Below are 21126 nucleotides of genomic sequence, written 5' to 3'. Positions count from 1 at the left end.
GGCAGCGGTAGGAGCGGAAAAGCGTCTATGTCGCGTACGAGGTTGTCCACCGTGGTGCTCGACGCGCCCGACGCCCATGAACTGGCCGACTTCTACCGGAGGCTGCTCGGATACGAGGTGCGCGCCGAGGAGCCCGAGTGGGTGCTCATCGGCCCGCCGTTCGGCGGGATCGCGCTCGCCTTCGAGACCGAGCCGCTCTACACACCGCCGGTATGGCCCGCGGGCCCCGGTGACCAGCGGATGATGCTGCATCTCGACATCGAGGTCGACGACCTGGCCGAGGAGACCGTCCGCGCCGTGGAGCAGGGCGCCCGGCTCGCCGACCATCAGCCCCAGGAGGACGTACGGGTGCTGTTCGACCCGGCGGGCCACCCCTTCTGTCTCTGGGTGGACACGCGCGGCCGGCGCAGACGCGGTCAGTAGACCAGCGCCTGCGTCCCGTCCGCCACGGCCTCCTGGACGAACACCTGCGCACCCGCGATCCGTACGCCCTCCAGGACGTCCTTCTCCGTGATGTCGCGCCGGGCCGCGCACTGGGTGCACAGGGTGATGCGGCCGGCCGCCAGGATCGAGTCGATCAGATCGGGCAGCGGTGCCGCGTGCGGCAGCTCGAACTCGGCTGCACGGCCCGGCAGCGCGAACCACGCGGACTCGCCGGTCAGCCAGAGGGAGACCTCCACACCGCTGGCCACGGCCACCGCCGCGACGGTGAACGCCTGTGAGCAGCGCTCCGGGGCATCGGCCCCCGCCGTCACCTTGATCACGAGCTTGTTCGCCATGGCCGCCATGGTATGCCGAATCGTGATCAACGTCCGTGCAACCCCATGCGCGGGCCATGGGTCTCCTGTGCGCGCGGATACGGAATCCACGCTTCACGTTCGTGGGGGGACGTCTTGGTAGCACCCGAAGGATCCGAAACACCGGAAAGACCGAGCGTGCCCGAGGTTGCGCCGATTGCTGATCCCGGTACGGCACCTCGCGATGCCGTACAACCCGCGGAGCCCGTGCCGGCCGAGGAATCCCCGGCACCGGCGCCGGGCCCGGCGCCGGCCGCGGCAACGGCGGAGCCGGAGCAACCTGCGGCGTCCGCCGAGCAGTTGGCTCCCGTGATGTCCGAGTCCGCTGAGGCGGAATCCTCCGCCGAGCCGGATGACGCTCCGTCAGTGCCGCGGGCCCGTCGGCGCGGTCGTACGACTCTGCTCATCGCCACGGCCGCCGTGCTCGGTCTCGTCGCCGGCACCTGCGCCGGATATCTGATCCAGGCCGACCGCGTGCCCACCAAGCTGCCCTCGCTGTCGCAGCCGGTGGTGGCCCAGGCCAAGGGTGACGGTCCCGAGCCGCTGTCCGCAGCCCAGGACCACCGGGTGAAGACGAACGGCGACCTGCGCAAGCTGCTGCTTCCCCGGCCGAAGGGTACGAAGGTGCCCGACTGGGCGCCGGAGCAGGACGGCTGGTTGGACATGGCCGCCTATGCGCACTCGTTGGAGGACTCGGACGTCGCGTTCGGCCGTCTGGCCAAGGCGGAGTTCCGCCGGGCCGCCGGGGTCAGCTGGACCGTGGGCAGCAACGGCAACACCCAGATCCGGCTGGTGCAGTACCGCCAGGAGGAGAACCTCAGCGCCGCGGATCGGGCGAGTGACTGGTACGTGTACGGCTCCAGCGGCGAGTGGCCCCTCCCGGGTGCGAGCGACGGCATGGTCTACCTCTTCAAGCCGGAGAGGGAGGCCGGTTACCTGCCGCTCTACAAGGCTCAGGCGACGGCCTCGCGCGGTGACATCGCCATGGAGATCTGGATCTACGACTCCAAGCCGATCCCGAAGTCGAAGATCATGGACCTGGCCAAGCGGCAGTTGGAGCGGCTGTGAACGAGCAATCCCCGAACCCGGAGACCGCGGAAGCCGTGAAGCCCGGGGAGCCCGCTTCGGCGCCGGCCACGTCGGAGCCGACGGTCCCTGAGCCGACGGTCCCTGCGCCGGCCGACCCCGAAGCGCCGGAAGCGACCCTGCCGGAGTCCGTCGTACCGCAGGCGGTCGCCTCCGAATCCGCTGTGGTCACCGCCGAACCCGCTGTGGTCGCCGCCGGACCGGCTTCCGGAAAGAAGCCCGTCCGGCGTGGCCGTATCGCCGCCATCGCCGGTTCCGTGCTGCTCGTCGGCGCCGTCGTCGCGGGTGGCGCCTGCACCGTGGTGACCGTCCAGGACGCCGACCGTGACGCGGGCGCGCCGACCTGGAAGTTCCCGAAGGCCACGAGCGGCGAGGCCAAGAAGACGAAGGTGGCGCCGTCCTCGCTCGCCGCCATGCTCGTGCCGTACGAGGACACCTGGAGCCGGGGTCCGGACATCTCCCGGTTCGGGTCCGACGCCGCGCTCAGCGGGGGTGAGGCCACCGCCCTGCGCAAGGAGGCGGTCCGCGGCCTGCCCCGCTCCCAGCGGCGGCGGATCGAGAAGGAGATCGACAAGCAGCACACCAAGGGCATGGCCATGCGCAGCTACCTCGACAGCCGCTTCCCCGGCGAAGGCGTCGTCACCGTCAGCATCCAACTGGCGCAGATCGAGGACAAGCAGGCCGTGCGGAACATGTCGACGTTCCAGAACGGGCTGTTCGACGCCCTCAAGGTCTTCCGCTCCGGACCGAAGATCGAGGGCCACAAGAACGCCAAGTGCTTCCTGTCGCCCAAGGAGAAGGAGGAGAAGCTCGACATGATGATCTGCTCCGCCTATCAGGGTGACGTGCTGGTCAGCGCCATCGCGTACGCGGCCAAGCCGATGACCACCGACGGGGTCGCGTACCTGCTCCGTGAGCAGCTCGACCGTATCCAGGAGCCGGGAGAGGCGGTATGACCGAGCAGACGACACCGGCCGAGGACACGACACAGGCCGAGGACACGACACAGGTCAAGCAGGGGGCGCCCGCCGGGCGGGACGAACCGCGCGCCGCCGAGCCGCAGGCCCCCGAACCGCAGCCGGAGCAGTCGGCCGTTGTGGCGGAAGCCGGGACGGACATCGGGACGGAAGCCGGGACGGAGACCGGGGCCGAGGCCGCGATGCCGCCGTCGCCGGTCGTGCCACCCATGGCCGACGAGCCCGAGGTGCCGCTGGCCAAGGTCAAGAAGGACCGTCGGGTGCTGCGCGCCGTCCTGCGCTGGACCGCCGCCACCGTGGTCTTCGCGGCGGTCGGCTCGTCCGTCGCGTACGGCATCACCACGATGGAGCGCACCGACGTACCCGGTCTGGAGACGAAGGCCGACGGGCGCTGGGACTACCCGGCCATCGTCAGGCCACCGCTGCCGTCCGGCAGCCCGGGGCCGTTCGCCAAGTCCAACAAGGGCGGAGTCCACTCCGCCGACCTGCGCAAGCTCCTGCTCCCCGCCCCGAAGGGCGCCGAAGCGGACCCGGCGCTGCGCGGCGAGGACGGCTGGCTGGCGACGAAGTCCTTCTTGGCGCAGTACGCGAAGAAGACGGACCGGGACACCGTCGGCCAGTTGCTGACCGACTACGCCCTGCGGCACATCACCGCACGCGGCTGGACCACCGCCGACGGCACGCACACGCGGATCTATCTGCTCCAGTTCGACACCGCCGCCGTAGCGGAGGACCTGGTCACCAACAAGGTGGCGTACTACGACTCCCCGCAGTACGCCCTGCGCGGGGCCGAACTGACGGAGCGGGACGAGGCGTTCCCGGAGGGGGCCGCGGTCGACCAGATCACCCGGAACGCGTACACGGAGAGCAAGCCGTACGGCGCCGAACAGGTCCGTGAGGCGTACCTGTCGGCCGGTGACGTCATCGCCCTCGTCGTGCAGTCCCGCAAGGGCGCCGCCCGGGAGATCCCCTTCCAGCAGACGGTGGCCCTGCAGAGCCAGCTCCTCGGCTGAGGGCCGCGGCCCGCCAGGGCCGACCTGAAAGAGAGTGCCGGGCCCCAGCCGCGTAAGCTGGGGCCCGGCCTTTGTGTACCTCCCCAGTCCCGGCTGCGCCCGGGCGGGGACCCCGTTCCGCTCACCGAGGAGCACCCCGTGGAGATCTTCTTCGAAACCCTGCTGGCCTTGGTCTGCGTCGGCGTGCTCGCCTTCGCCGGACTGACCGTGAAGAAGCTGTACCAGGGCCAGCGCTGACCCCCATCAAGGAACTGCTCAGCTCATGATCGAGATCCCGTCGGACCTCCACAAGGACCTGGTCCCCCTTGTCTTCCTGCTCGGCGACTGGGCCGGAGTCGGTGTGTACGACTTCCCCGGCTCGGAGAAGTGCAACTTCGGGCAGGAGGTCAGCTTCACGCACGACGGGCGGGACTTCCTGGAGTACCGCTCGCACAGCTGGGTGCTCGACGCGGACGGCGAGAAGGTCCGGCCGCTGGAGTCGGAGGCGGGCTTCTGGCGCGTCGACGCCGACCGCAAGGTCGAGGTCGTGATGACCCGCGACGACGGTGTCGTCGAGATCTGGTACGGAGAGCTGGCCGACAAGAAGCCGCAGATCGACCTGGTCACCGACGCCGTGGCCCGTACGGCCGCGTCCGGTCCCTACAGCGGTGGCAAGCGCCTCTACGGCTATGTGAACAGCGACCTCATGTGGGTCGGTGAGAAGCAGACCCCCGAGGTCGAGCTGCGCCCCTACATGTCCGGGCACCTGAAGAAGGTCGTCACCCCCGAGGACGTCGAGCGCTGGGCGAAGGACCTGCCCGACGACATGCCGGACGACGGGATCGCCTTCTTCAAGTAGACCGCCCGCCGTTCCCGTGCCGCCGTGCGGTTCCCGGGCCACCGTGCCTTTCGTGAGCCGCCGTGCAGTTCATCAGGTCGGCTCGGACGGGAATGGTCCTAGACTTCCAGTGTGGTGAGCATCGACTGGAAGAGCGACCTCAGGCAGCGCGGCTACCGGCTGACGCCGCAGCGCCAGCTTGTCCTCGAAGCAGTGGACACCCTGGAGCACGCGACCCCCGACGACATCCTCGTGGAAGTGAGGAAGACGGCGTCGGGGGTCAACATTTCCACCGTCTACCGGACCCTGGAGCTCCTGGAGGAGCTCGGGCTGGTCAGCCACGCCCATCTGGGGCACGGCGCGCCGACGTACCACCTGGCCGACCGGCACCATCACATCCACCTCGTCTGCCGCGACTGCACGAACGTCATCGAGGCCGATGTCTCCGTCGCCGCCGAGTTCACCGCGAAGCTGCGGGACGCCTTCGGCTTCGAGACGGACATGAAGCACTTCGCCATCTTCGGACGCTGCAAGGACTGCCAGGCCCGGCAGAAGTGAACCCGGAACGGCCTTGTGCGAACACCGGTGGTCATCTGGGATCCACTGTGGCGATCATGCGGTCGACGTCGCAGAAATAAAATCGGCGACCGCGCGGTCGTAGTGTGTATGTCCATGAAGAGCTCCCTCCTGTCCCTGCCCGGCGCCGTTCCAGCCGAGGGCGTGGACGAAGGCGTCGCCGCCCACTACGGCGACCTGTTCCGTGAGCAGCGCGCCCTTGCCGACGGCATCGGCTTCGTGGACCTCTCGCACCGCGGAGTCGTCACCGTCACCGGCGACGACCGGCTGACCTGGCTGCACCTGCTGCTGACCCAGCACGTGACCGACCTGCCGGCGGGCCGCGCCACCGAGGCGCTGATCCTCTCCGCGAACGGCCACATCGAGCACGCGCTGTACCTCGTGGACGACGGCACGACGGTGTGGATGCACACGGAACCCGACACCCAGGAGGCGCTGATCGCCTACCTGGAGTCGATGAAGTTCTTCTACCGCGTCGAAGTCGCCGACCGCACCGCCGACTTCGCGGTGGTCGAGCTCCCGGCCGGTTCGATCGCCGAGGTCCCCGAGGGAGTCGTCGTCCGCGAGACGCCGTACGGCCGTGATCTCTTCCTCCCGCGCGCGGACCTGGAGTCGTACGCCGGGAAGGCCGGCCCCGCGGCCGGACTGCTCGCCCACGAGGCCCTGCGCGTCGAGCAGCACCGGCCCCGCCTCGGCTTCGAGACAGACCACCGCACCATCCCGCACGAACTGGGCTGGATCGGCAGCGCGGTGCACCTCCAGAAGGGCTGCTACCGCGGCCAGGAGACGGTCGCCCGCGTGCAGAACCTGGGCAAGCCCCCGCGCCGCCTGGTCTTCCTCCACCTCGACGGCAGCGAGGTCCTTCTGCCTCCGCACGGTACCGAGCTGCGCCTCGCGACCGAGGACCCCGACGGCCGCAAGATCGGCTTCATCACCACATCCGTACGCCACTACGAACTGGGCCCGATCGCCCTGGCACTCGTGAAGCGCAACGTCCCGCTGGACGCCCCGTTGATGGCGGACACGACGGCTGCGGCGCAGGAGGTCGTGGTCGAGCCGTAGGGCTCAGGTCCGCTGGAGCTCACGTTCCCCGGGCGGGCTCACATCTCCAGGAGGACGGTGAACGGACCGTCGTTCGTCAGGGAGACGCGCATCCGGGCGCCGAAACGGCCCGTGGCCACCGTCGCGCCCAGAGCCCGGAGTTGGGCGACGACCTCGTCGACGAGCGGCTCGGCCACCTCGCCGGGGGCGGCGGCGTTCCAGGTGGGGCGGCGGCCCTTGCGGGCGTCGCCGTACAGCGTGAACTGACTGACGACGAGCAGCGGCGCGTCGATGTCGGAGCAGGACCGCTCGTCGGCCAGCATCCGAACGGACCAGAGTTTGCGGGCGAGTTGGGCCGCCTTCTCCTTGGTGTCCTCGTGGGTGACCCCGACGAGGACGCACAGTCCCTCGCCGCTGATCTCGCCGACCGTCTCACCGTCCACGACGACGCTCGCGCCGTCCACCCTCTGCACCACCGCACGCATGCGGACCATGATGCCGTGTCACGGCGCCGCCGCGCGCGGCGGGCCTTGGCACGCGTTGCGGGCCCTTCGCGTGATTTTCAGCGGTAACCAACCCGCCATCTGGGGCTGATCGGGTCACTCGGTCACATAGCGACCATCTGGGGTGGCACCATGCGGGGTGTTGCGGTGCACCCGCTGGGTGGACCGCGCCGGTCGAGGGGACGGTAGAGGCACATGAGCACATCGAGTACCGGGCAGCAGTCCGGGGCCGTGTCATTGACCCGCACGAGCGCACGGGCGGAAAGGATGACGGCCCGGCCGCCGGTGCAGCGCACCGACAGCGGCCCGTCGGCGGGCGACGCGGCCCGGCCCGGCATCGCCGTGCTCCGGCTGCCCGAACTGCGGACGCTGCGCCGGGACGCCCAGCGGGACGAGGCCGACCTCAGCTATGTCCGGCGGCTGCTCCAGGGGCGTATCGACATCCTGCGCGCGGAACTCGCGCGCCGCGGGGAGCGCCGGATGCCCGGCACGGCCTCCGGACACCGGTCGCCCGTGGACCGGGAGAGGCCGTCCGTCGTCGAGCGGCTCTCGGAGATCCTGACGGACGCGCCAGCCCGGTACCGATCCTCGGCCCGTCACGTGACGGTGGGCACGCCGCACGGCGAGCAGTACCGGGTGCTCGCCGCCGACATGCTCGCGGAGGTGGAGCTGTCGGACCTGGACGCCCGGACGGACGACGAGCTGGTCGCGGGACTCGGCCGCCTCGTCCGCTATGAGCAGCGGGTCTCCCGGCAGCGCCAGCAGCTCCAGCGAACGGCCGACGACTGCAGCGCCGAGATCGCCCGCAGGTACCGTGAAGGCGAAGCACAAGTAGACGACCTGCTCATGTGACGTGGCGGCCCCGGCGATCCCGGGGCCGAGGGGTGCGCCGGAATCCAGGGGCGCGCTTCCGCTCCGCGCGGGCGGGGGCGCGGTCCGGGACACGACCCGGCCGATGCCTTCCGAGCGGGTCCCGTTCGGAAGGCCACCGCCGATGTCCATAGCTCCCAGCACGCCCGAAGGTTCGCCCACCCCTGACGCCGCCCCGGGTATACCGGGCGCAAGCGGTATACCCGGCACCACGAGCACGTCTGGCGACCCCGGCACCATGGCCGCTCCCGCCACCGCCGGCACTCCTGCCACCTCCGGAGCCTCCAGCACCTCCGGAGCCTCCAGCACCTCCGGCGCATCCGGAGCCTCCAGCGCCTCCAGCACCTCCGGCGCATCCGGAGCCTCCAGCGCCTCCAGCACCTCCGGCGCATCCGGAGCCTCCAGCGCCTCCGGAGCCCCCAGCACCTCCGGTTCCTCCGGCACATCCGGAGCCCCCAGCCCTTCCGGCTCCTCTGCCACCTCCGGCTCCTCTGCCACCCCAGCCATCTCTGCCACCCCCGGTGCACCCGGCCCGCACCCGGTCCTCGCCGAGGTCGTGCGTTCCGGCTTCGTCGAGGGCCACCACCGCGGCAGCCTGGTGCTGCTGGCCACGGACGGGACGGTCGAGCTGGCACTGGGCGAGGTGACGGCGCCGGTCTTCCCCCGCTCGTCGAACAAGCCCATGCAGGCCGCGGGCATCCTGCGCGCGGGCCTGGATCTGGCCGGGGAACGCCTCGCCCTCGCCGCCGCGAGCCACTCCGGCGAGATCTTCCACCGTGATCTGGTCCAGAAGATGCTCGTCGAGCACGGACTGTCCGCCGGGCAGCTCCAGTGCCCGGCGGACCTGCCGCTGGACCCCGTCGAGGCCGAGACCTATCTCGCCTCCGGTGCCGTCCGCGACCGGGTCACCATGAACTGCTCCGGCAAGCACACGGCGATGCTGGCGGTGTGCGCGCGGCGCGGCTGGCCCACCGAGTCGTACCTCGATCCCGGGCACCCGCTTCAGCGGCTGATCCACTCCGTGGTCGAGGAGAACGCCGGGGAGAGCGTCAGCGCGGTCGGCACGGACGGCTGCGGGGCGCCCCTGATGGCCATCACCCTCACCGGCCTGGCCCGCGCCTTCCGCTCCTTCGTCCTCGCGGCCCCCGGCTCCGCCGAGCGCCGTGTCGCCGACGCCATGCGCACCCACCCCGAGTACGTCGCCGGCACCCGGCGCCCCGACACCTGGCTGATGCGCGAGATCCCGGGAGCCCTCTCCAAGATGGGCGCCGAGGCCGTCCAGGCGGTCGCGCTGCCCGACGGCCGTGCCCTCGCCTTCAAGATCGACGACGGTGGGGGCCGGGCGCTGGGCCCCGTCCTCGCCCGCGCGCTGGGTCTGCTGGGCGTGGACGCGCCGGTGGTGACGAGGATCGGTGCCGCACCCCTGCTCGGCGGTGGCCGCGAGGTGGGGGAGATCCGAGCGGCTTTCTGAGGTCCGAGGCGCGCGGGCGGAACCCGGGTACGGAGGCGCCCGGCGTCCATCGTGCCGGGGCGGCGCGAGGACGCTTGGGGGCTGAGGGGCGAGGGCGAGGGGGAGTGGCGAGGGGGTCCGGGGTGCCCAGTGCCCCGGGCTCGGGCGAGTCCGCGCCGTCGTCGTCTCTCGATCGAGCCGAAGAAGCTCCGCGAGGGGAGCGCGCTGCCCCAGGCCCCCAGGTGCGACCGCACTGCGCGGCGCAAGGCCGCTACCGGGTACGGCGGAGGCGGAGGCGGGGGAGGGGGCGGGGACGGCCGGGAGAGGCCGCGCGGAAATCCGGGCGACACTCCGTCGGCGTCCGCCTAGCGTGGCCTCATGATCCCGCACGACGCCATCGATGCCATCGACACCATCGACGTACGACCGATCAGCGCTTCCGACATCCCGGACTGGCTGCGCGCGCTGAAAACGGGGTTCCTGCGGCCGCCGGCCGTCTCGGAGCAGGAGGCCGAGGCGCGGGCGCCCGTGCTCGTTCCCCCGAGGACGGTGGGCGCGTTCGACGGTTCCCGCTGTGTGGCGACGTTCAGGTCGTTCCCGCAGGAGCTCACCGTGGTCGGCGGAGCGGCCGTCCCCGCGGACGCGATCTCCAACGTCACCGTCTCCCCCACGCACCGCCGCCGGGGCCTCCTCACCCGCATGATGAAGGCCGACCTGGCGGCGGCGAGGAAGCGGGGCGATGTCGTCGCGACGCTCATCGCCGCCGAGTACCCGATCTACGGCCGCTACGGCTTCGGCCCCGTCACGACGAACACCGAGTGGACCGTCGACGTACCGCGCACCGGGCTGGACCCCCGCCGGTCGGGCCCGGCCGACGGCGGCCGTATCGACCTCGTGGACGCCGAGGACGTCCGCAAGGCGGGCCCCGAGCTGCACGAACGGTTCCGGCGCGGCCGACCCGGCGCGGTGAGCCGCGACACCCGCTGGTGGGAGATCGAAACCGGCCTGCTGCGCTTCGGCGACGAGCCCCGGAAGGAACCGTTCTACGCCGCGTACCGCTCGGCGTCCGGCGAGATCGAGGGCCTGGTCTCCTACGAGTCGGACGACAACTGGAGCGATGCCAACCAGCCCCAGAACACGGCGCAGGTGAACTGGCTGCTCGCGGTGACACCGGCGGCCGAGCGCGCCCTGTGGCAGTACCTCTGCTCGATCGACTGGATCACCCGGGTCAAGACCGGCCGACGCGCCCCCGACGACCTGCTGCCGCACTTCCTGCCGGACCCGCGTGCCGCCCGGATCGCCACCCAGTCGGACTGGCTCTGGGTGCGGATCCTGGATGTCGTACGGGCTCTGGAGGCGCGGACGTACGGGGCCGCCGGGACGCTCGTGCTGGACGTGACGGACGAGAGCGGGCCGGACGGCGGTCGCTATCGGCTGCGGGCCGCGCCGGACGGTACGGCGACCTGCGCACCGACCACCGAGGATGCCCAGCTGTCCCTCTCCATCGCCGACCTGGCGACGCTGTGGCTCGGTGACGAGTCCGCGGTGCGACTGGTGGCGCTGGGCCGGGTCCGGGAACGGCAGGAGGGCGCCGCCTCCGTGGCCGACGCCCTGCTGCGGACGTCCGGGCGACCGTGGTGTCCGGACATCTTCTGAACTGCTGCTGCCGGTTGGGGAGGTTCTCCTTCCACGCGGGTGCCGACGGCGACTGCTGATCCGTTGATCCGTAGCGATTCAGTTGTGGTTGTGGTGGTGCGGGTTGGTGCGGTGGTGCTGGCTGACCGAGCTCCCGGCTCCCCTCCGGAGGGGAGCACGGTCAGCCGGACTGGCGGACGGCGGCGTCCGGTCAGCCGGACTGGGCGAGCAGCATCACGAGGATCACGGCCCCGATGCCGCTGACAGTGGTGTTCCGGGCCTTGAGCCCGACGGTGAGCGCGACGAACGCGATGATGCCCATCGGCCCGTACTCCCACTGGATGAGGTTCTCGAATCCGATGGCCAGGGCGGCGACGGCGAGGGCGACGAGCGGCATGACGGTCCCTCCTTGGGGACGGGGGCGGAACCCCGCTGAGGACCGTCCGCCCCGACCACCCGGCATGGAGATGCGGCTTCGGCGGCCAACCCTCCGGAAGCTTGACCATGTTGTGCAAGTTGGTGACCAACTCATCCTTACTTATCTCCGTGTTGGGACGACTCATAACCACCTATCCGGTAACTGCCCAAAGATGGCGGGAAGTTGTAGTGTTCTGGCTGTGGAGCCGGAGCATGCCGCCGTCAACGGACGGAACAGGTCACCACGGCCGCCGAGGTCACACCGCGAGGTGGCCGACGAGCTGCGCAGCCGGATCAGGTCCGGTCAGCTGCGGGCCGGCCAGCGCATGCCGACCCAGGCCGAGCTGGCCGACGAGTTCGGCGTCGAGCGCGGCGCTGTGCGCCAGGCGCTGCGCATCCTGCAGACGGAGCAGTTGCTCGTCAATGCGTCCAAGGGAAGCCCGGCGACGGTCGCGGACCACCCCGAAAGGGCTCCGGCCGGGCCTGAAGCCCGGCCTCAGTCGACCATGGTGGCGCTCGCTCCACGGATCACGGCGGCCTTCGCGGCCCCGCACGTGGAGATCGACGCCCTGTGCCTGACCGCCGTGTCACTCACCCTCGCCATGGGTGAGCCGTTGCGCGAGATTCACGCGGGGCGCATAGAACCGGCCAAGGTCGACGTCCGCGTGCTGCTTCCCAGCCGGGACATCGACCTCGCGTTCCCCGCGCCGGTCGACGACCTGGACGACGACCGTCCGCGGCGTCACTGGCTCGCCCAGCGGAACGCCCAGGTCCGGGTGTTGCGGCACAGTCTGCTGGCGCTGCGGGCCACGCACGGCATCGACGTGCTGGTCACCTTCCGTGCGCTGCCCTTCACCCCGCCCGTGAAGTTGTACCTGCTCAACGAGGCGGAGGCGCTCTTCGCGTACTACACCCTCACGCGGCGGGGTGAGGAGATCGACCACGAGTACCTGGAGATGTACGACGCCGAGGGCACGCAGTCGATGCTGTTTCCCTTCGGCCAGGGAGCGGGACCGCGGGACACCACGTTCGTGGAGCAGTCCCATCTCTGGTTCAACGCGCTGTGGGAGACCATCAGTTCCGAACTGCTCTTCACGAACTGATGGCGGGCCCCGCGACCAGCAGGGCCAGCACGACAGCCCCGATGGAGCTGCACGTGGGGTTCTTCGCCTTGATTCCTATGGTGAGCAACAGCAGTCCGACGATGCCCGTCGGTCCGTACCGCCATTGAACGAGCTGCTCGAAACCGACGACGAAGACGGCGGAGAGGAGGGTGACGGCGGGCATGGTGGTTCCTCCTGCTTCTTCAGTGACCTGCTCGGGGTGGTGGCTGCCGCGGATGGGCGAGGGGAGGCAAAACTTCCGCCATCTTGGCCAAGTTGGTAACCAACTCTGACTAAGTTGTCCCCACTTGGTGAGTGTCCATAAACAACTTTCGAATAACTCCCCGTAGATGGGGGAGAGTTGTACCGTTTGGTCGTGACTCAGGAGAACGTTGTGGTGAGTGACAGCAGCAGAAGGCTTTCGCCCCAGGAGATCGCCGACATCCTGCGGGAGCGCATCCGCTCCGGCGCGCTGAAGGCGGGCGACCGTCTGCCCACCCAGGCGGAGCTGGCCGACGAGTTCGGCGTCGAGCGCGGCACGGTCCGGCTCGCTCTGCGCGAGCTCCAGGAGGGCGGCCTGCTCAGCAACGTCAGCAAGGGCAGTCCGCCACGGATCGCCGAGGTCGCCCCCACCCGCAACGGACCGCAGCCCACGATGGTGGGTCTTGCCCGGCGTCTCGCCGAGGCGTTCGCCGCACCCCATGTGCGGATCGACGCGGCGTGTCTCACCGCGGAGACGCTGATGGTGGCGCTCAGTGAACCGATCCGCCAGATCCACGACGGCAGGATCCACCCGGAACGCATCGACGTACGGATCATGCTGCCCAGCCGGGAGATCAACCTGGCCTTCCCGATCTCCGTCGACGGCCCGAGCGACGACGATCCGGTCCACAAGCGCTGGCTGGAGCAGCGCAACGCCCAGGGGCACGTCCTGCGCCACAACCTCCAGGCCCTTCGCACCTCCCACGGCATCGACGTCCGGGTGACCTTCCGGGCGCTCCCTTTCACGCCGCCGGTGAAGCTCTACCTGCTCAACGAGTCGGAGGCGCTGATCGCCTACTACATGATCACCAGGCGTGAGGAGACGACCGCGGACGACGGAGTCCTGGACATGTACGACACCATCGGCTCCGCGTCGCTCCTCTTCTCCTTCGAGAAGCGGGCGGGCGGGCGGGACACCGCGTTCGTGGACGAATCCCAGAAGTGGTTCGACGCCCTCTGGGAAACCATCACCACGGACCTGAAACTCTCCTTGTGACTTCTGATACGGCGCAGACTGATGCGGTGGCGACACAGACGGCGAACCTGCGGGACACGATCACCCAAGCACGCTTCGTGCTCTTCGACTTCGACGGGCCGGTCTGCCGGCTGTTCGCGGGACACTCGGCGGAGACGGTGGCCAGGGATCTGGTCGAGTGGCTCGAACTGCAGGGGATGCGTGGGCTGCTGACCCCGGACGAACGCGTACACCCCGACCCGATGGTGGTTCTGCACGCGGTCGACCGGCGGCGTCCGCAGAGTGACCTGGTGGCCGAGCTGGAGGCATGGTTCACCCAGCAGGAACTCAAGGCGGTGGCCAAGGCCTGGCCCACCCCGTACGCCGACGCGGTGATACGGACCTGGAGCGCCGTCGGCGCGCGGCTGGCGATCACCACCAACAACTCCCCGGGCGCGGCGGCTCGTTACCTGGAGACGCGCGGCCTGGCCGAATGCTTCACGCCCAACATCTACGGCCGCACCCAGGATCTGCACCATCTCAAGCCCGATCCGCACTGCCTCAACCGGGCACTGAACGCGCTCGGCGCGGATCCCTCGAAGGCGCTCATGATCGGCGACGCCCCCTCGGACCTGTACGCGGCCGAGCGCGCCGGGGTTCCGTTCCTTGGCTACGCGCGTAACGAGCGCATCGAGAAGCGGCTGCGGGACGCCGGAGCCGAGCACGTGGTGGGGTCGCTGAAGACCGTGTTGCGGGTGCTGTGGGCGGAGTTCTGAAGGTGCGGGGCGAGCCGCAGGGAGAGCGGTGCCGTCCGAGGTCGCCACGGCCGAGTTCACAGCGTTGTATTCGTACCGCGTGATGATGGTGTTCGCCTTGTCCAGGGGTACCCGGCCGTGAGAGCCGGGTGCCTCACCGTCGGGCATGTTCCGGAGGTGGTGCGGGATCCAGTGCGAGCACCCCGGGAGTGTGAACCGCGAGTGAGCCCGCGCAGCGGCGACGCGGGTTGAAGGTGCTGGTCAAACCTGTTCCGCGGGAGCGGGCGGTCATGTGCTCACCTAGCGGATCAGGGCGATGGGCAGGAACTCTTCTGGGATCATGCCCATTCACGGAGGGACAGCGGAGTACCGTTCTCCCCTCTTTTCTCATTGGTTGCGGTCACGCGAGAGAACGGTCAATGTCACTCGAATCGGCTTCCAGGACTCGGCGGCGAGCCGCTGAGCTGAGTGGCGACGCGGGAGTTCTCGAAGGGCCACTCCAGGGCTACCACCATGAGACGTATGTCTTTCCCCTGCCGGGTGAAGCCGGAAAGGCCGAGCCGGGCCGCTGGAAGTGCCGTGAGCCGCGCCCCGGACTGCTGTGGTTCGACCGGCGCTGTTTCGCTTCCGAGGAGCAGGTGCTCCGGGCCCTGGTGGGCCGGATCGAGGGCATCCCCGACCTCATTCAGGCGGGCCCTGCCGGTCTTCAACGGTTCATCGAGGGAAAGACGCTGGGAGCGCTGTACGGATCCGGCACCGGGATCCCTCCGCACCTCTTCGGGCAAGTCGTTTCCCTCTTCGGGCAGTTGGCCCGCGTCAGACCCGATTCCCTCGCCGCGGAACGGACGTGCAAATCCGCGGACCGGGCGCCCGAGGGCGACACCGGGGGCTTTCTGGAGCGGCTCATCCTGTTCACCGAAGAGCAGGTGTACCAGCGGAATCAGGTCGACTTCGGTGACCTGTTCAACGGGCTGGGGCTGGGCGAGGCCTCCTTCGCGAATCTCCGGAGGCATGTGTCGGGACTGACCGAGCGCCCGTTCTGTCTGCTGCACGCCGATCTCCACCGCGAGAACTTCGTGGTCGATGCCGAGCAGCGGCTCTGGACGATCGACTGGGAGCTGGCGATGTTCGGTGATCCGCTCTACGACCTGGCCACGCACCTCTATCTGATGCGGTATCCGAAGGATCAGGAAGACCTGATGGTCGAGCGGTGGTGTGTGGCCGTCGAGGGCGGTGTCACCCCTGGCGGTTCGGCCGGGTGGAAGGACGATCTGCCCAAGCTGCTCGCCTACAAGCGTGCCCAGTCCGTCTTCACCGACGTCATCCGGATGGCCCTGTCTCTCATGGAGCAGCCCACGGTCGACGAGGGTCGCTTCGTGCACGCGGGCGGAAGGATCCAGAAGGTGCTGAGCGCCGCGACGGAACCGCTGGGGATCGAAGTGCCGACCGTGGAGGACGTCAAGGTCTTGCTCGAAAAGTGGTACTACCCTGCGCAGGGACGGCGAGTCGAGGATTCGGCCGGCCTCCGATCCGTCGGCTGAGACCGTCGCGCCTGGACGTGACCCACTCGCGCCCGCCGCCCTGGTGATCCCCGCCCGTCCTCCCCCCCCGGTCTATGCCCCGCACGCGGGGATGCTGGCGATGCGCCATGTCGAGGAGGTGACACTGAAGGCCGGCGGAGCCGTCCTGCGCTACGGCGCGTTCTACGGTCCCGGCGCCACCGACGACCAGGTCGAGCTGGTGCGCAAGCGGCAGTTCCCGCTGGTCGGGCGGGCCACCGGACACAGCTCGTGGATCCATCTCGACGACGCGGCGAGCGCCACCGTCCTGGCTGTGGAGCAGAGGGCGACGGGCGTGTTCAACATCGTCGACGACGACCCGGCCCCGGCCTCCGAGTGGCTGCCCCACCTGGCCTCGTGCGCGGGAGCGAAACGGCCGGTGCGGATTCCCGTGTGGCTGGCGCGGCTGCTGGCCGGGGACCAGGCCGTGGTGATGATGACCGAGGGGCGCGGTTTCTCCAACGCCAAGGCCAAACGGGACCTCGGCTGGCTGCCGCGCCACCCGTCGTGGCGCCAGGGCTTCGCGGAGGCACTGGCGTGACCGGGACCGTGAGCGGGATCGTCGTGCGGCGAGTGGCGTGACACACTTTTGCAAGCAGGTGCTTGCAATAGTTAGCGAGGGTGCGGCAAAGTGGAGGCATGGCATCGCTCAACGTCGGCAACCTCGGTGAGTATCTGCGGGAACAGCGGCGCACCGCGCAGCTGTCGCTGCGGCAGCTCGCCGACGCCGCCGGGGTGTCCAATCCGTATCTGAGCCAGATCGAACGCGGGCTGCGCAAGCCGAGCGCGGAGGTGCTCCAGCAGGTCGCCAAGGCCCTGCGGATCTCCGCGGAGACGCTGTACGTGCGAGCCGGCATCCTCGACGCCGAGCGGGACCGGGACGAGGTGGAGACGCGTGCGGTCATCCTCGCCGATCCCACGCTGAACGAGCGGCAGAAGCAGGTGCTGCTCCAGATCTACGAGTCCTTCCGCAAGGAGAACGGATTCGAGGTCGCGCCGGCGGACGAGACCGCTCGCGGCGTCGAGGCGCCCGGCAGCGGCGCCGACGCACCCGAGGCTCAGGACATACCGGACGCCCAGCCTTCACCGGACACCGCCGTCCGCGGCCCCCGCACGGCCGACGGCAGCGATGCCGATCCGCAGCAGAGCGCGAGTTGACCGCATGCGGATCACCAAAACCCTCAGCTGAATGCGATTACGGGAGGACCATCGTCATGGCCATCACCGACGACATCCGCAAGGCCGCCACGGACCCGACCCCGCTCTACTTCCTCGCCGGCACCGCCGACCTGGCCGTTCAGCAGGCGAAGAAGGTCCCCGGCATCGTGGAGCAGATCCGCGCCGAGGCCCCGGCGCGGATCGACACCGTGAAGAACATCGACCCCAACGCCGTCCAGGAGAAGGCCACCGCCCGCGCCAAGGAGGCGCAGGAAACCCTTCAGACCAAGGTGACGGAGCTCCTCAGCACCCTGGACACCGACCTGAAGAAGCTCGGTGAGTCCGCCCAGGACTTCGCCCTGCGCGGTGTCGGCGTCGCCGCCGAGTACGCCGTCAAGGCCCGGGAGACGTACGAGAAGGTCGCCGAGCACGGCGAGCAGACCGTACGGACCTGGCGCGGCGAGGCCGCCGAGGAGATCGAGGACTTCGCCATCGCCGTCGAGCCGAAGGCAGAGCCGGTCGAGGTCAAGGAAGAGGAGAAGCCCGCGGCCGACGCCGAGGACACTCCCTCCAAGAAGGGTCCGGCGAAGAAGGCCCCGGTGCGCAAGCCGGTCGCCAAGAAGACGACTCCGCCCGCGAAGTAGGCGAGCGGCGGCAACACGACTTCGCCTCACGCGGACGGGCCGGGCACTCTCTGAGTTCCCGGCCCGTTCTCCGGGTACGGTGGCCGTAGAGACGACTCGAACCGGGCGGTGGGCATTGTGCTGATGACGGCATTCGGCGGTCTGATGTGGCTGATCTTCACAGCCATGCTGGTGCTCGCCGTGGTGGCGCTGGTGATGGCCGCGATCGCCCGCGAGGACGCCTACCGAGCCGCCGACAAGCAGAACAAGGTGTTCTGGCTGATCATCCTCGGCATCACCGTGGCGGTGAACCTGCTGGTGCCGATGCTCTTCCTCCAGCTCGCGGGTCTGGTCGCCACGATCGTCTTCTTCGTCGACGTCCGCCCCGCGCTGCGCCAGGTCTCCGGCGGCGGCCGAGGCCGTCGCGGCGGAAGCAGCAGCGACGGCCCTTACGGCCCCTACAACGGCGGCCGGTAGATCGCACGGCTCGACACGGCGGCCGGTAGAGCGCATTTCGCGCTCCGGCGCTCCGGCGGCACGTTGCGCCTGCGGTCTGCGGTCTGCGGTCTGCGGTCTGCGGTCTGCGGTCTGCGGTCAGCGGGAGATATCCCGCGACGCGGCGGCGGACGCTACGGCGTCCTGTCCAGGAGCAGTACCGCCACGTCGTCCGCCAGCTCCCCTCCGTTGAGTTCGCGCGCCTCGTTCACCGCCGCGCGGAGCAGCTCCTCGCCCTGGAGCCCCTGGGCGAGCTGCCGGCGGACCATCTCCACCATGCCGTCCAGGCCCAGGCGTTCGTTGCCCACGCCGGTGTGGCCCTCGATCAGACCGTCGGTGTAGAGCATCAGGCTCCACGCGGCACCCAGTTCCACCTGCATGCGCGGCCAGCGGGCGTTCGGGAGCAGGCCGAGCGCGGGACCGTTGTTCTCGTACGGCAGCAGTTGGGCGGGCCGGCCCGGACGGGCGATCAGCGGCGACGGATGACCGGCGAGGCAGAGCCCGGCGCGGCGGCCGTCCGGCGCGATGTCCACGGTGCACAGCGTCGCGAAGATCTCGTCGTTCTCGCGCTCGTGCTCCAGGACCTGCTGCAGCGTGGACAGGAGCTCGTCACCGCACAGGCCCGCGAACGTCAGCGCGCGCCAGGCGATGCGCAGTTCCACACCGAGCGCCGCCTCGTCGGGCCCGTGCCCGCACACGTCACCGATCATCGCGTGCACCGTGCCGTCGGCCGTGCGCACGGTGTCGTAGAAGTCGCCGCCGAGCAGCGCGCGGGAGCGGCCCGGACGGTAGCGCGCCGCGAAGCGCAGCGGGGAGCCCTCCAGCAGCGGGGTCGGCAGCAGACCGCGTTCCAGGCGGGCGTTCTCCTGGGCCCGCAGCTTGGACTCGGTGAGCCGTCGCTCGGCCTTGTCGGAACGCTTCCTCTCCACCGCGTAGCGGATCGCCCGGCTCAGCAGCCGGCTGTCCAGCTCGTCCCGGAAGAGGTAGTCCTGGGCGCCGACACGCACCGCCTCGGTGCCCCGCTCTGCGTCACCGGACGCGGTGAGCGCGAGGACGGCGTGGCCGGGCGCGAGCCGCAGTACGTGCTTGAGCGTCGCCAGCTCGTCGGCGCTGTCCGCCGCCCGGCCCGGCGAGGGCAGCGCGAGGTCGAGCAGGATGCAGTGGACGTCGTCGGTGAGCAGCCGCTCGGCCTCGGTGAGGTTGCGCGCGGTACGGATCCTGATCGGCTTCCCGGCCGCGTCGAGCATTTCGGGCACGCCGAGCGAACCCGCCGGGTCGTCTTCGATGACCAGGAGAGTCAGCTGGGTGGCGGCGGCGATCGGGGTCGTGGTGAAGGCTTCCGGTGCTGTCCCGGCGGGGCCGCCGGTGGTGTCGCCGGATGGGCCGCCGGGTGAGAACACGGCTTGAGCCTGACCACTCTCCACGGCCGGGATCGCTCTCTGCCGCGGTACGGGTACGGGCATCGTCTGGGTTCCTTCCCTCCCCCCGAGGGCGTGGTGGGCGAAGGACCTCGACCCACCGACGGGGACCATAGCGCCCGCCGGTGCCGCAGCGGAATGGCGGACGGCGCGGCGCCCGGCAAAGGGCCACCGTCATATGCCGCATCCTGTAACGCACTTGGACAGGACGCGGTTTCGCCAGGGATGACGAAGGTCACGTCCCCGTGGTTGCGCGGACGGGGCAACCGTGCTGTGCGTCACGTGCGGTGCGTCACGCGTGCCCTGTCACGTGTGCCCCGTCAGGCGTGACGCCACCGCGAACCGCGGGGCGTCACGCCTGACAGGGCGCCGTGCGCGGAGTTTTACGCGGTGTCCTGCGCGTCCGGCCGTACGACGCCCAGGATCTGCATCGAACCCGCCCCCGTGATCGTCACCGTGCGTCCGGGGCGCGGGGCGTGCACGATCGCGCCGTCCCCTATGTACATCCCGACGTGGCTGGCGTCGTCGAAGTAGATGATCAGGTCGCCGGGGCGCATGTCCTTGACGTCGACGTGCTTGAGCTGCTTCCACTGCTCCTGCGAGGTGCGGGGGATGGGGTGACCGGCGGCCGCCCAGGCCTGTGAGGTGAGCCCCGAGCAGTCGAACGTCTTCGGACCCTCGGCGCCCCATTCGTACGGCTTGCCGATCTGGTCGGTCGCGTACTTCACGGCCTTCCTGCCCTGCTCGGACGCCTCGCTCTTGATGTCGGCGAGGACTCCGGAGCTCAGCCAGGTCGACTGCGCCCGGTACGCGGCCTCCTCCTCCAGCTTCGCCAGCCGCTCCTTCTCCTTCTTCTCCAGCCGGGACTCCAGCTTCTCGGCCTCGGAGATCCGCTGGTTGATCTTCTTCTTGGCCTCGGCCCTGGCCTCGCGGTCGGCCTCCAGCTTCCGCCACTGCGCGGAGGCGTCCTTCGCGTACTGCTGCAGGTCCTGCTGGGTGCGCGCCATCTCGTCCAGCAGCCCCTCGGTGGCGTGCTCGCCCTGGCGCACCACTCCGGCGCCGTCGAGGAACTGCTGCGGGTCGTCGCTCAGCCACAGCCGCGCCTCGGGCGGCAGCCCGCCGCCCCGGTACTGGGCACGGGCAGCGGCGCCCGCGCGGTCCTTCAACGCGTCGAGCTTCTCCCGGCCCTTGACGATCTCCTGGGCCAGACCGACGATCTCGGCGGACTGCTTCGCGGCCTTCTCCTCGGCGGCGTTGTACGCGTCCGTGGCGACCGCCGCGTCGTGGTAAAGCTTGTCGAGTTTCTTGCGGACCGCTTCAAGGTCCTTGTTGCTCACGGGAGTCGGGGTCGCCGTGGGGGTTCTCGTCGGCGCCGGTTTCGGTGCCGGGCTCGCGTAGGCCGTGCCTGGTGACGCCAGTGCCACGCAGGCACATGCGCAGACCAGGACCATGGCCGCCGTGGTCAGGCTCCGCTTGCCGGATCCCATTACTCCGCCCCCAACCTGATTTACCGTCAGTAACATACGGAATGCCTGGGGGATCGTGCCATGTCGGCGCGCAATGCGACAGAGCCGGGCAAGAATCCCTTCCTCTCGCATGCGAGGCGGGCGCGAACTA

Annotated in this window: 24 protein-coding genes; 18 read left to right on the top strand and 6 right to left on the bottom strand. The window is 70.0% G+C overall.

Annotated features, from left to right (window positions below):
* Positions 1-27: 27 nt before the first annotated feature.
* On the top strand, positions 28-423 hold the full coding sequence (locus tag ACFYW8_RS11330; protein ID WP_365879173.1) for a VOC family protein: 396 nt from the start codon (positions 28-30) through the stop codon (positions 421-423).
* Here the strand turns inward: ACFYW8_RS11330 and ACFYW8_RS11325 are convergent.
* Complete coding sequence (locus ACFYW8_RS11325; RefSeq protein WP_389070874.1) at positions 417-779, bottom strand: DsrE family protein; 363 nt, start codon at positions 777-779, stop codon at positions 417-419. The genes ACFYW8_RS11330 and ACFYW8_RS11325 overlap by 7 nt on opposite strands.
* Before the next feature lie 330 nt (positions 780-1109).
* Here ACFYW8_RS11325 and ACFYW8_RS11320 point away from each other — a divergent pair, with 330 nt between their 5' ends.
* From ACFYW8_RS11320 to ACFYW8_RS11295, 6 genes are all read left to right on the top strand, one after another.
* A complete protein-coding gene (locus ACFYW8_RS11320) occupies positions 1110-1865 on the top strand; it encodes a hypothetical protein (protein ID WP_389070869.1) in 756 nt (251 codons plus the stop codon).
* Positions 1862-2839 carry a hypothetical protein gene (locus tag ACFYW8_RS11315; protein WP_389070866.1) on the top strand — a complete coding sequence of 326 codons (978 nt, stop codon included), beginning with the start codon at positions 1862-1864 and terminating at the stop codon, positions 2837-2839. The genes ACFYW8_RS11320 and ACFYW8_RS11315 overlap by 4 nt, the downstream gene beginning before the upstream one ends.
* Positions 2836-3873: a hypothetical protein gene (locus tag ACFYW8_RS11310; RefSeq protein ID WP_389070862.1), complete on the top strand. Its 1038-nt coding sequence runs from the start codon at positions 2836-2838 to the stop codon at positions 3871-3873. Before ACFYW8_RS11315 ends, ACFYW8_RS11310 begins: the two co-directional genes overlap by 4 nt.
* Before the next feature lie 262 nt (positions 3874-4135).
* On the top strand, positions 4136-4711 hold the full coding sequence (locus ACFYW8_RS11305; RefSeq protein WP_389070857.1) for an FABP family protein: 576 nt from the start codon (positions 4136-4138) through the stop codon (positions 4709-4711).
* A gap of 111 nt (positions 4712-4822) precedes the next feature.
* Positions 4823-5248 carry a Fur family transcriptional regulator gene (locus ACFYW8_RS11300; protein ID WP_389070852.1) on the top strand — a complete coding sequence of 142 codons (426 nt, stop codon included), beginning with the start codon at positions 4823-4825 and terminating at the stop codon, positions 5246-5248.
* A gap of 114 nt (positions 5249-5362) precedes the next feature.
* Positions 5363-6328: a YgfZ/GcvT domain-containing protein gene (locus ACFYW8_RS11295; protein ID WP_389070849.1), complete on the top strand. Its 966-nt coding sequence runs from the start codon at positions 5363-5365 to the stop codon at positions 6326-6328.
* A 38-nt stretch (positions 6329-6366) separates the two neighbouring features.
* On the opposite strand, the gene dtd is transcribed toward ACFYW8_RS11295, so the two are convergent.
* Positions 6367-6792: a D-aminoacyl-tRNA deacylase gene (gene dtd, locus ACFYW8_RS11290; RefSeq protein WP_365879189.1), complete on the bottom strand. Its 426-nt coding sequence runs from the start codon at positions 6790-6792 to the stop codon at positions 6367-6369.
* Between the two features lie 213 nt (positions 6793-7005).
* Between dtd and ACFYW8_RS11285 the strand changes: the two genes are divergently transcribed.
* The 3 genes from ACFYW8_RS11285 to ACFYW8_RS11275 all read left to right on the top strand — a co-directional run bounded on the left by ACFYW8_RS11285 (position 7006) and on the right by ACFYW8_RS11275 (position 10786).
* Positions 7006-7662: a hypothetical protein gene (locus ACFYW8_RS11285; protein ID WP_389070844.1), complete on the top strand. Its 657-nt coding sequence runs from the start codon at positions 7006-7008 to the stop codon at positions 7660-7662.
* Between the two features lie 523 nt (positions 7663-8185).
* A complete protein-coding gene (locus ACFYW8_RS11280; protein ID WP_389071160.1) occupies positions 8186-9151 on the top strand; it encodes an asparaginase in 966 nt (321 codons plus the stop codon).
* A gap of 357 nt (positions 9152-9508) precedes the next feature.
* Entirely contained in the window at positions 9509-10786 is a 1278-nt protein-coding gene (locus ACFYW8_RS11275; RefSeq protein WP_389070840.1) for a GNAT family N-acetyltransferase, read from the top strand.
* Between the two features lie 190 nt (positions 10787-10976).
* On the opposite strand, the gene ACFYW8_RS11270 is transcribed toward ACFYW8_RS11275, so the two are convergent.
* Positions 10977-11162 (bottom strand): hypothetical protein, encoded by a 186-nt coding sequence (locus ACFYW8_RS11270; RefSeq protein ID WP_365879195.1) that lies wholly within the window; start codon positions 11160-11162, stop codon positions 10977-10979.
* Between the two features lie 193 nt (positions 11163-11355).
* Here ACFYW8_RS11270 and ACFYW8_RS11265 point away from each other — a divergent pair, with 193 nt between their 5' ends.
* Positions 11356-12285 carry a winged helix-turn-helix domain-containing protein gene (locus ACFYW8_RS11265; RefSeq protein WP_389070835.1) on the top strand — a complete coding sequence of 310 codons (930 nt, stop codon included), beginning with the start codon at positions 11356-11358 and terminating at the stop codon, positions 12283-12285.
* On the opposite strand, the gene ACFYW8_RS11260 is transcribed toward ACFYW8_RS11265, so the two are convergent.
* Positions 12275-12469 carry a hypothetical protein gene (locus tag ACFYW8_RS11260; RefSeq protein WP_389070831.1) on the bottom strand — a complete coding sequence of 65 codons (195 nt, stop codon included), beginning with the start codon at positions 12467-12469 and terminating at the stop codon, positions 12275-12277. The genes ACFYW8_RS11265 and ACFYW8_RS11260 overlap by 11 nt on opposite strands.
* Positions 12470-12655: 186 nt before the next feature.
* Here ACFYW8_RS11260 and ACFYW8_RS11255 point away from each other — a divergent pair, with 186 nt between their 5' ends.
* The 7 genes from ACFYW8_RS11255 to ACFYW8_RS11225 all read left to right on the top strand — a co-directional run bounded on the left by ACFYW8_RS11255 (position 12656) and on the right by ACFYW8_RS11225 (position 18073).
* Entirely contained in the window at positions 12656-13543 is an 888-nt protein-coding gene (locus ACFYW8_RS11255) for a GntR family transcriptional regulator (protein WP_389070826.1), read from the top strand.
* Positions 13489-14277: an HAD family hydrolase gene (locus ACFYW8_RS11250; protein ID WP_389070823.1), complete on the top strand. Its 789-nt coding sequence runs from the start codon at positions 13489-13491 to the stop codon at positions 14275-14277. Before ACFYW8_RS11255 ends, ACFYW8_RS11250 begins: the two co-directional genes overlap by 55 nt.
* Before the next feature lie 398 nt (positions 14278-14675).
* Positions 14676-15797, top strand: coding sequence for a phosphotransferase (locus tag ACFYW8_RS11245; protein WP_389070820.1), 1122 nt, complete (start codon positions 14676-14678; stop codon positions 15795-15797).
* 100 nt (positions 15798-15897) lie between these two features.
* Complete coding sequence (locus ACFYW8_RS11240) at positions 15898-16356, top strand: NAD-dependent epimerase/dehydratase family protein (RefSeq protein WP_389070815.1); 459 nt, start codon at positions 15898-15900, stop codon at positions 16354-16356.
* A 98-nt stretch (positions 16357-16454) separates the two neighbouring features.
* A complete protein-coding gene (locus tag ACFYW8_RS11235; protein WP_389070812.1) occupies positions 16455-16973 on the top strand; it encodes a helix-turn-helix domain-containing protein in 519 nt (172 codons plus the stop codon).
* Between the two features lie 56 nt (positions 16974-17029).
* Entirely contained in the window at positions 17030-17617 is a 588-nt protein-coding gene (locus ACFYW8_RS11230; protein ID WP_365879210.1) for a hypothetical protein, read from the top strand.
* Positions 17618-17734: 117 nt separating this feature from the next.
* The gene (locus ACFYW8_RS11225) at positions 17735-18073 is read left to right on the top strand and encodes a DUF2516 family protein (protein WP_389071156.1); all 339 of its coding nucleotides are present in this window, start codon (positions 17735-17737) and stop codon (positions 18071-18073) included.
* Between the two features lie 152 nt (positions 18074-18225).
* Here ACFYW8_RS11225 and ACFYW8_RS11220 read toward each other — a convergent pair whose 3' ends face one another.
* Together ACFYW8_RS11220 and ACFYW8_RS11215 are read right to left on the bottom strand one after the other, a co-directional pair.
* Positions 18226-19554 carry a SpoIIE family protein phosphatase gene (locus ACFYW8_RS11220; protein WP_365879212.1) on the bottom strand — a complete coding sequence of 443 codons (1329 nt, stop codon included), beginning with the start codon at positions 19552-19554 and terminating at the stop codon, positions 18226-18228.
* A gap of 338 nt (positions 19555-19892) precedes the next feature.
* On the bottom strand, positions 19893-20996 hold the full coding sequence (locus tag ACFYW8_RS11215; RefSeq protein ID WP_365879214.1) for an NlpC/P60 family protein: 1104 nt from the start codon (positions 20994-20996) through the stop codon (positions 19893-19895).
* Between the last annotated feature and the right edge of the window lie 130 nt (positions 20997-21126).

This window comes from Streptomyces sp. NPDC002742, from assembly GCF_042888885.1.
Classification (GTDB): domain Bacteria; phylum Actinomycetota; class Actinomycetes; order Streptomycetales; family Streptomycetaceae; genus Streptomyces.
The sequence above is the reverse complement of the archived record's forward strand: the minus strand, read 5'-3'. Positions and strand labels throughout refer to the sequence as shown.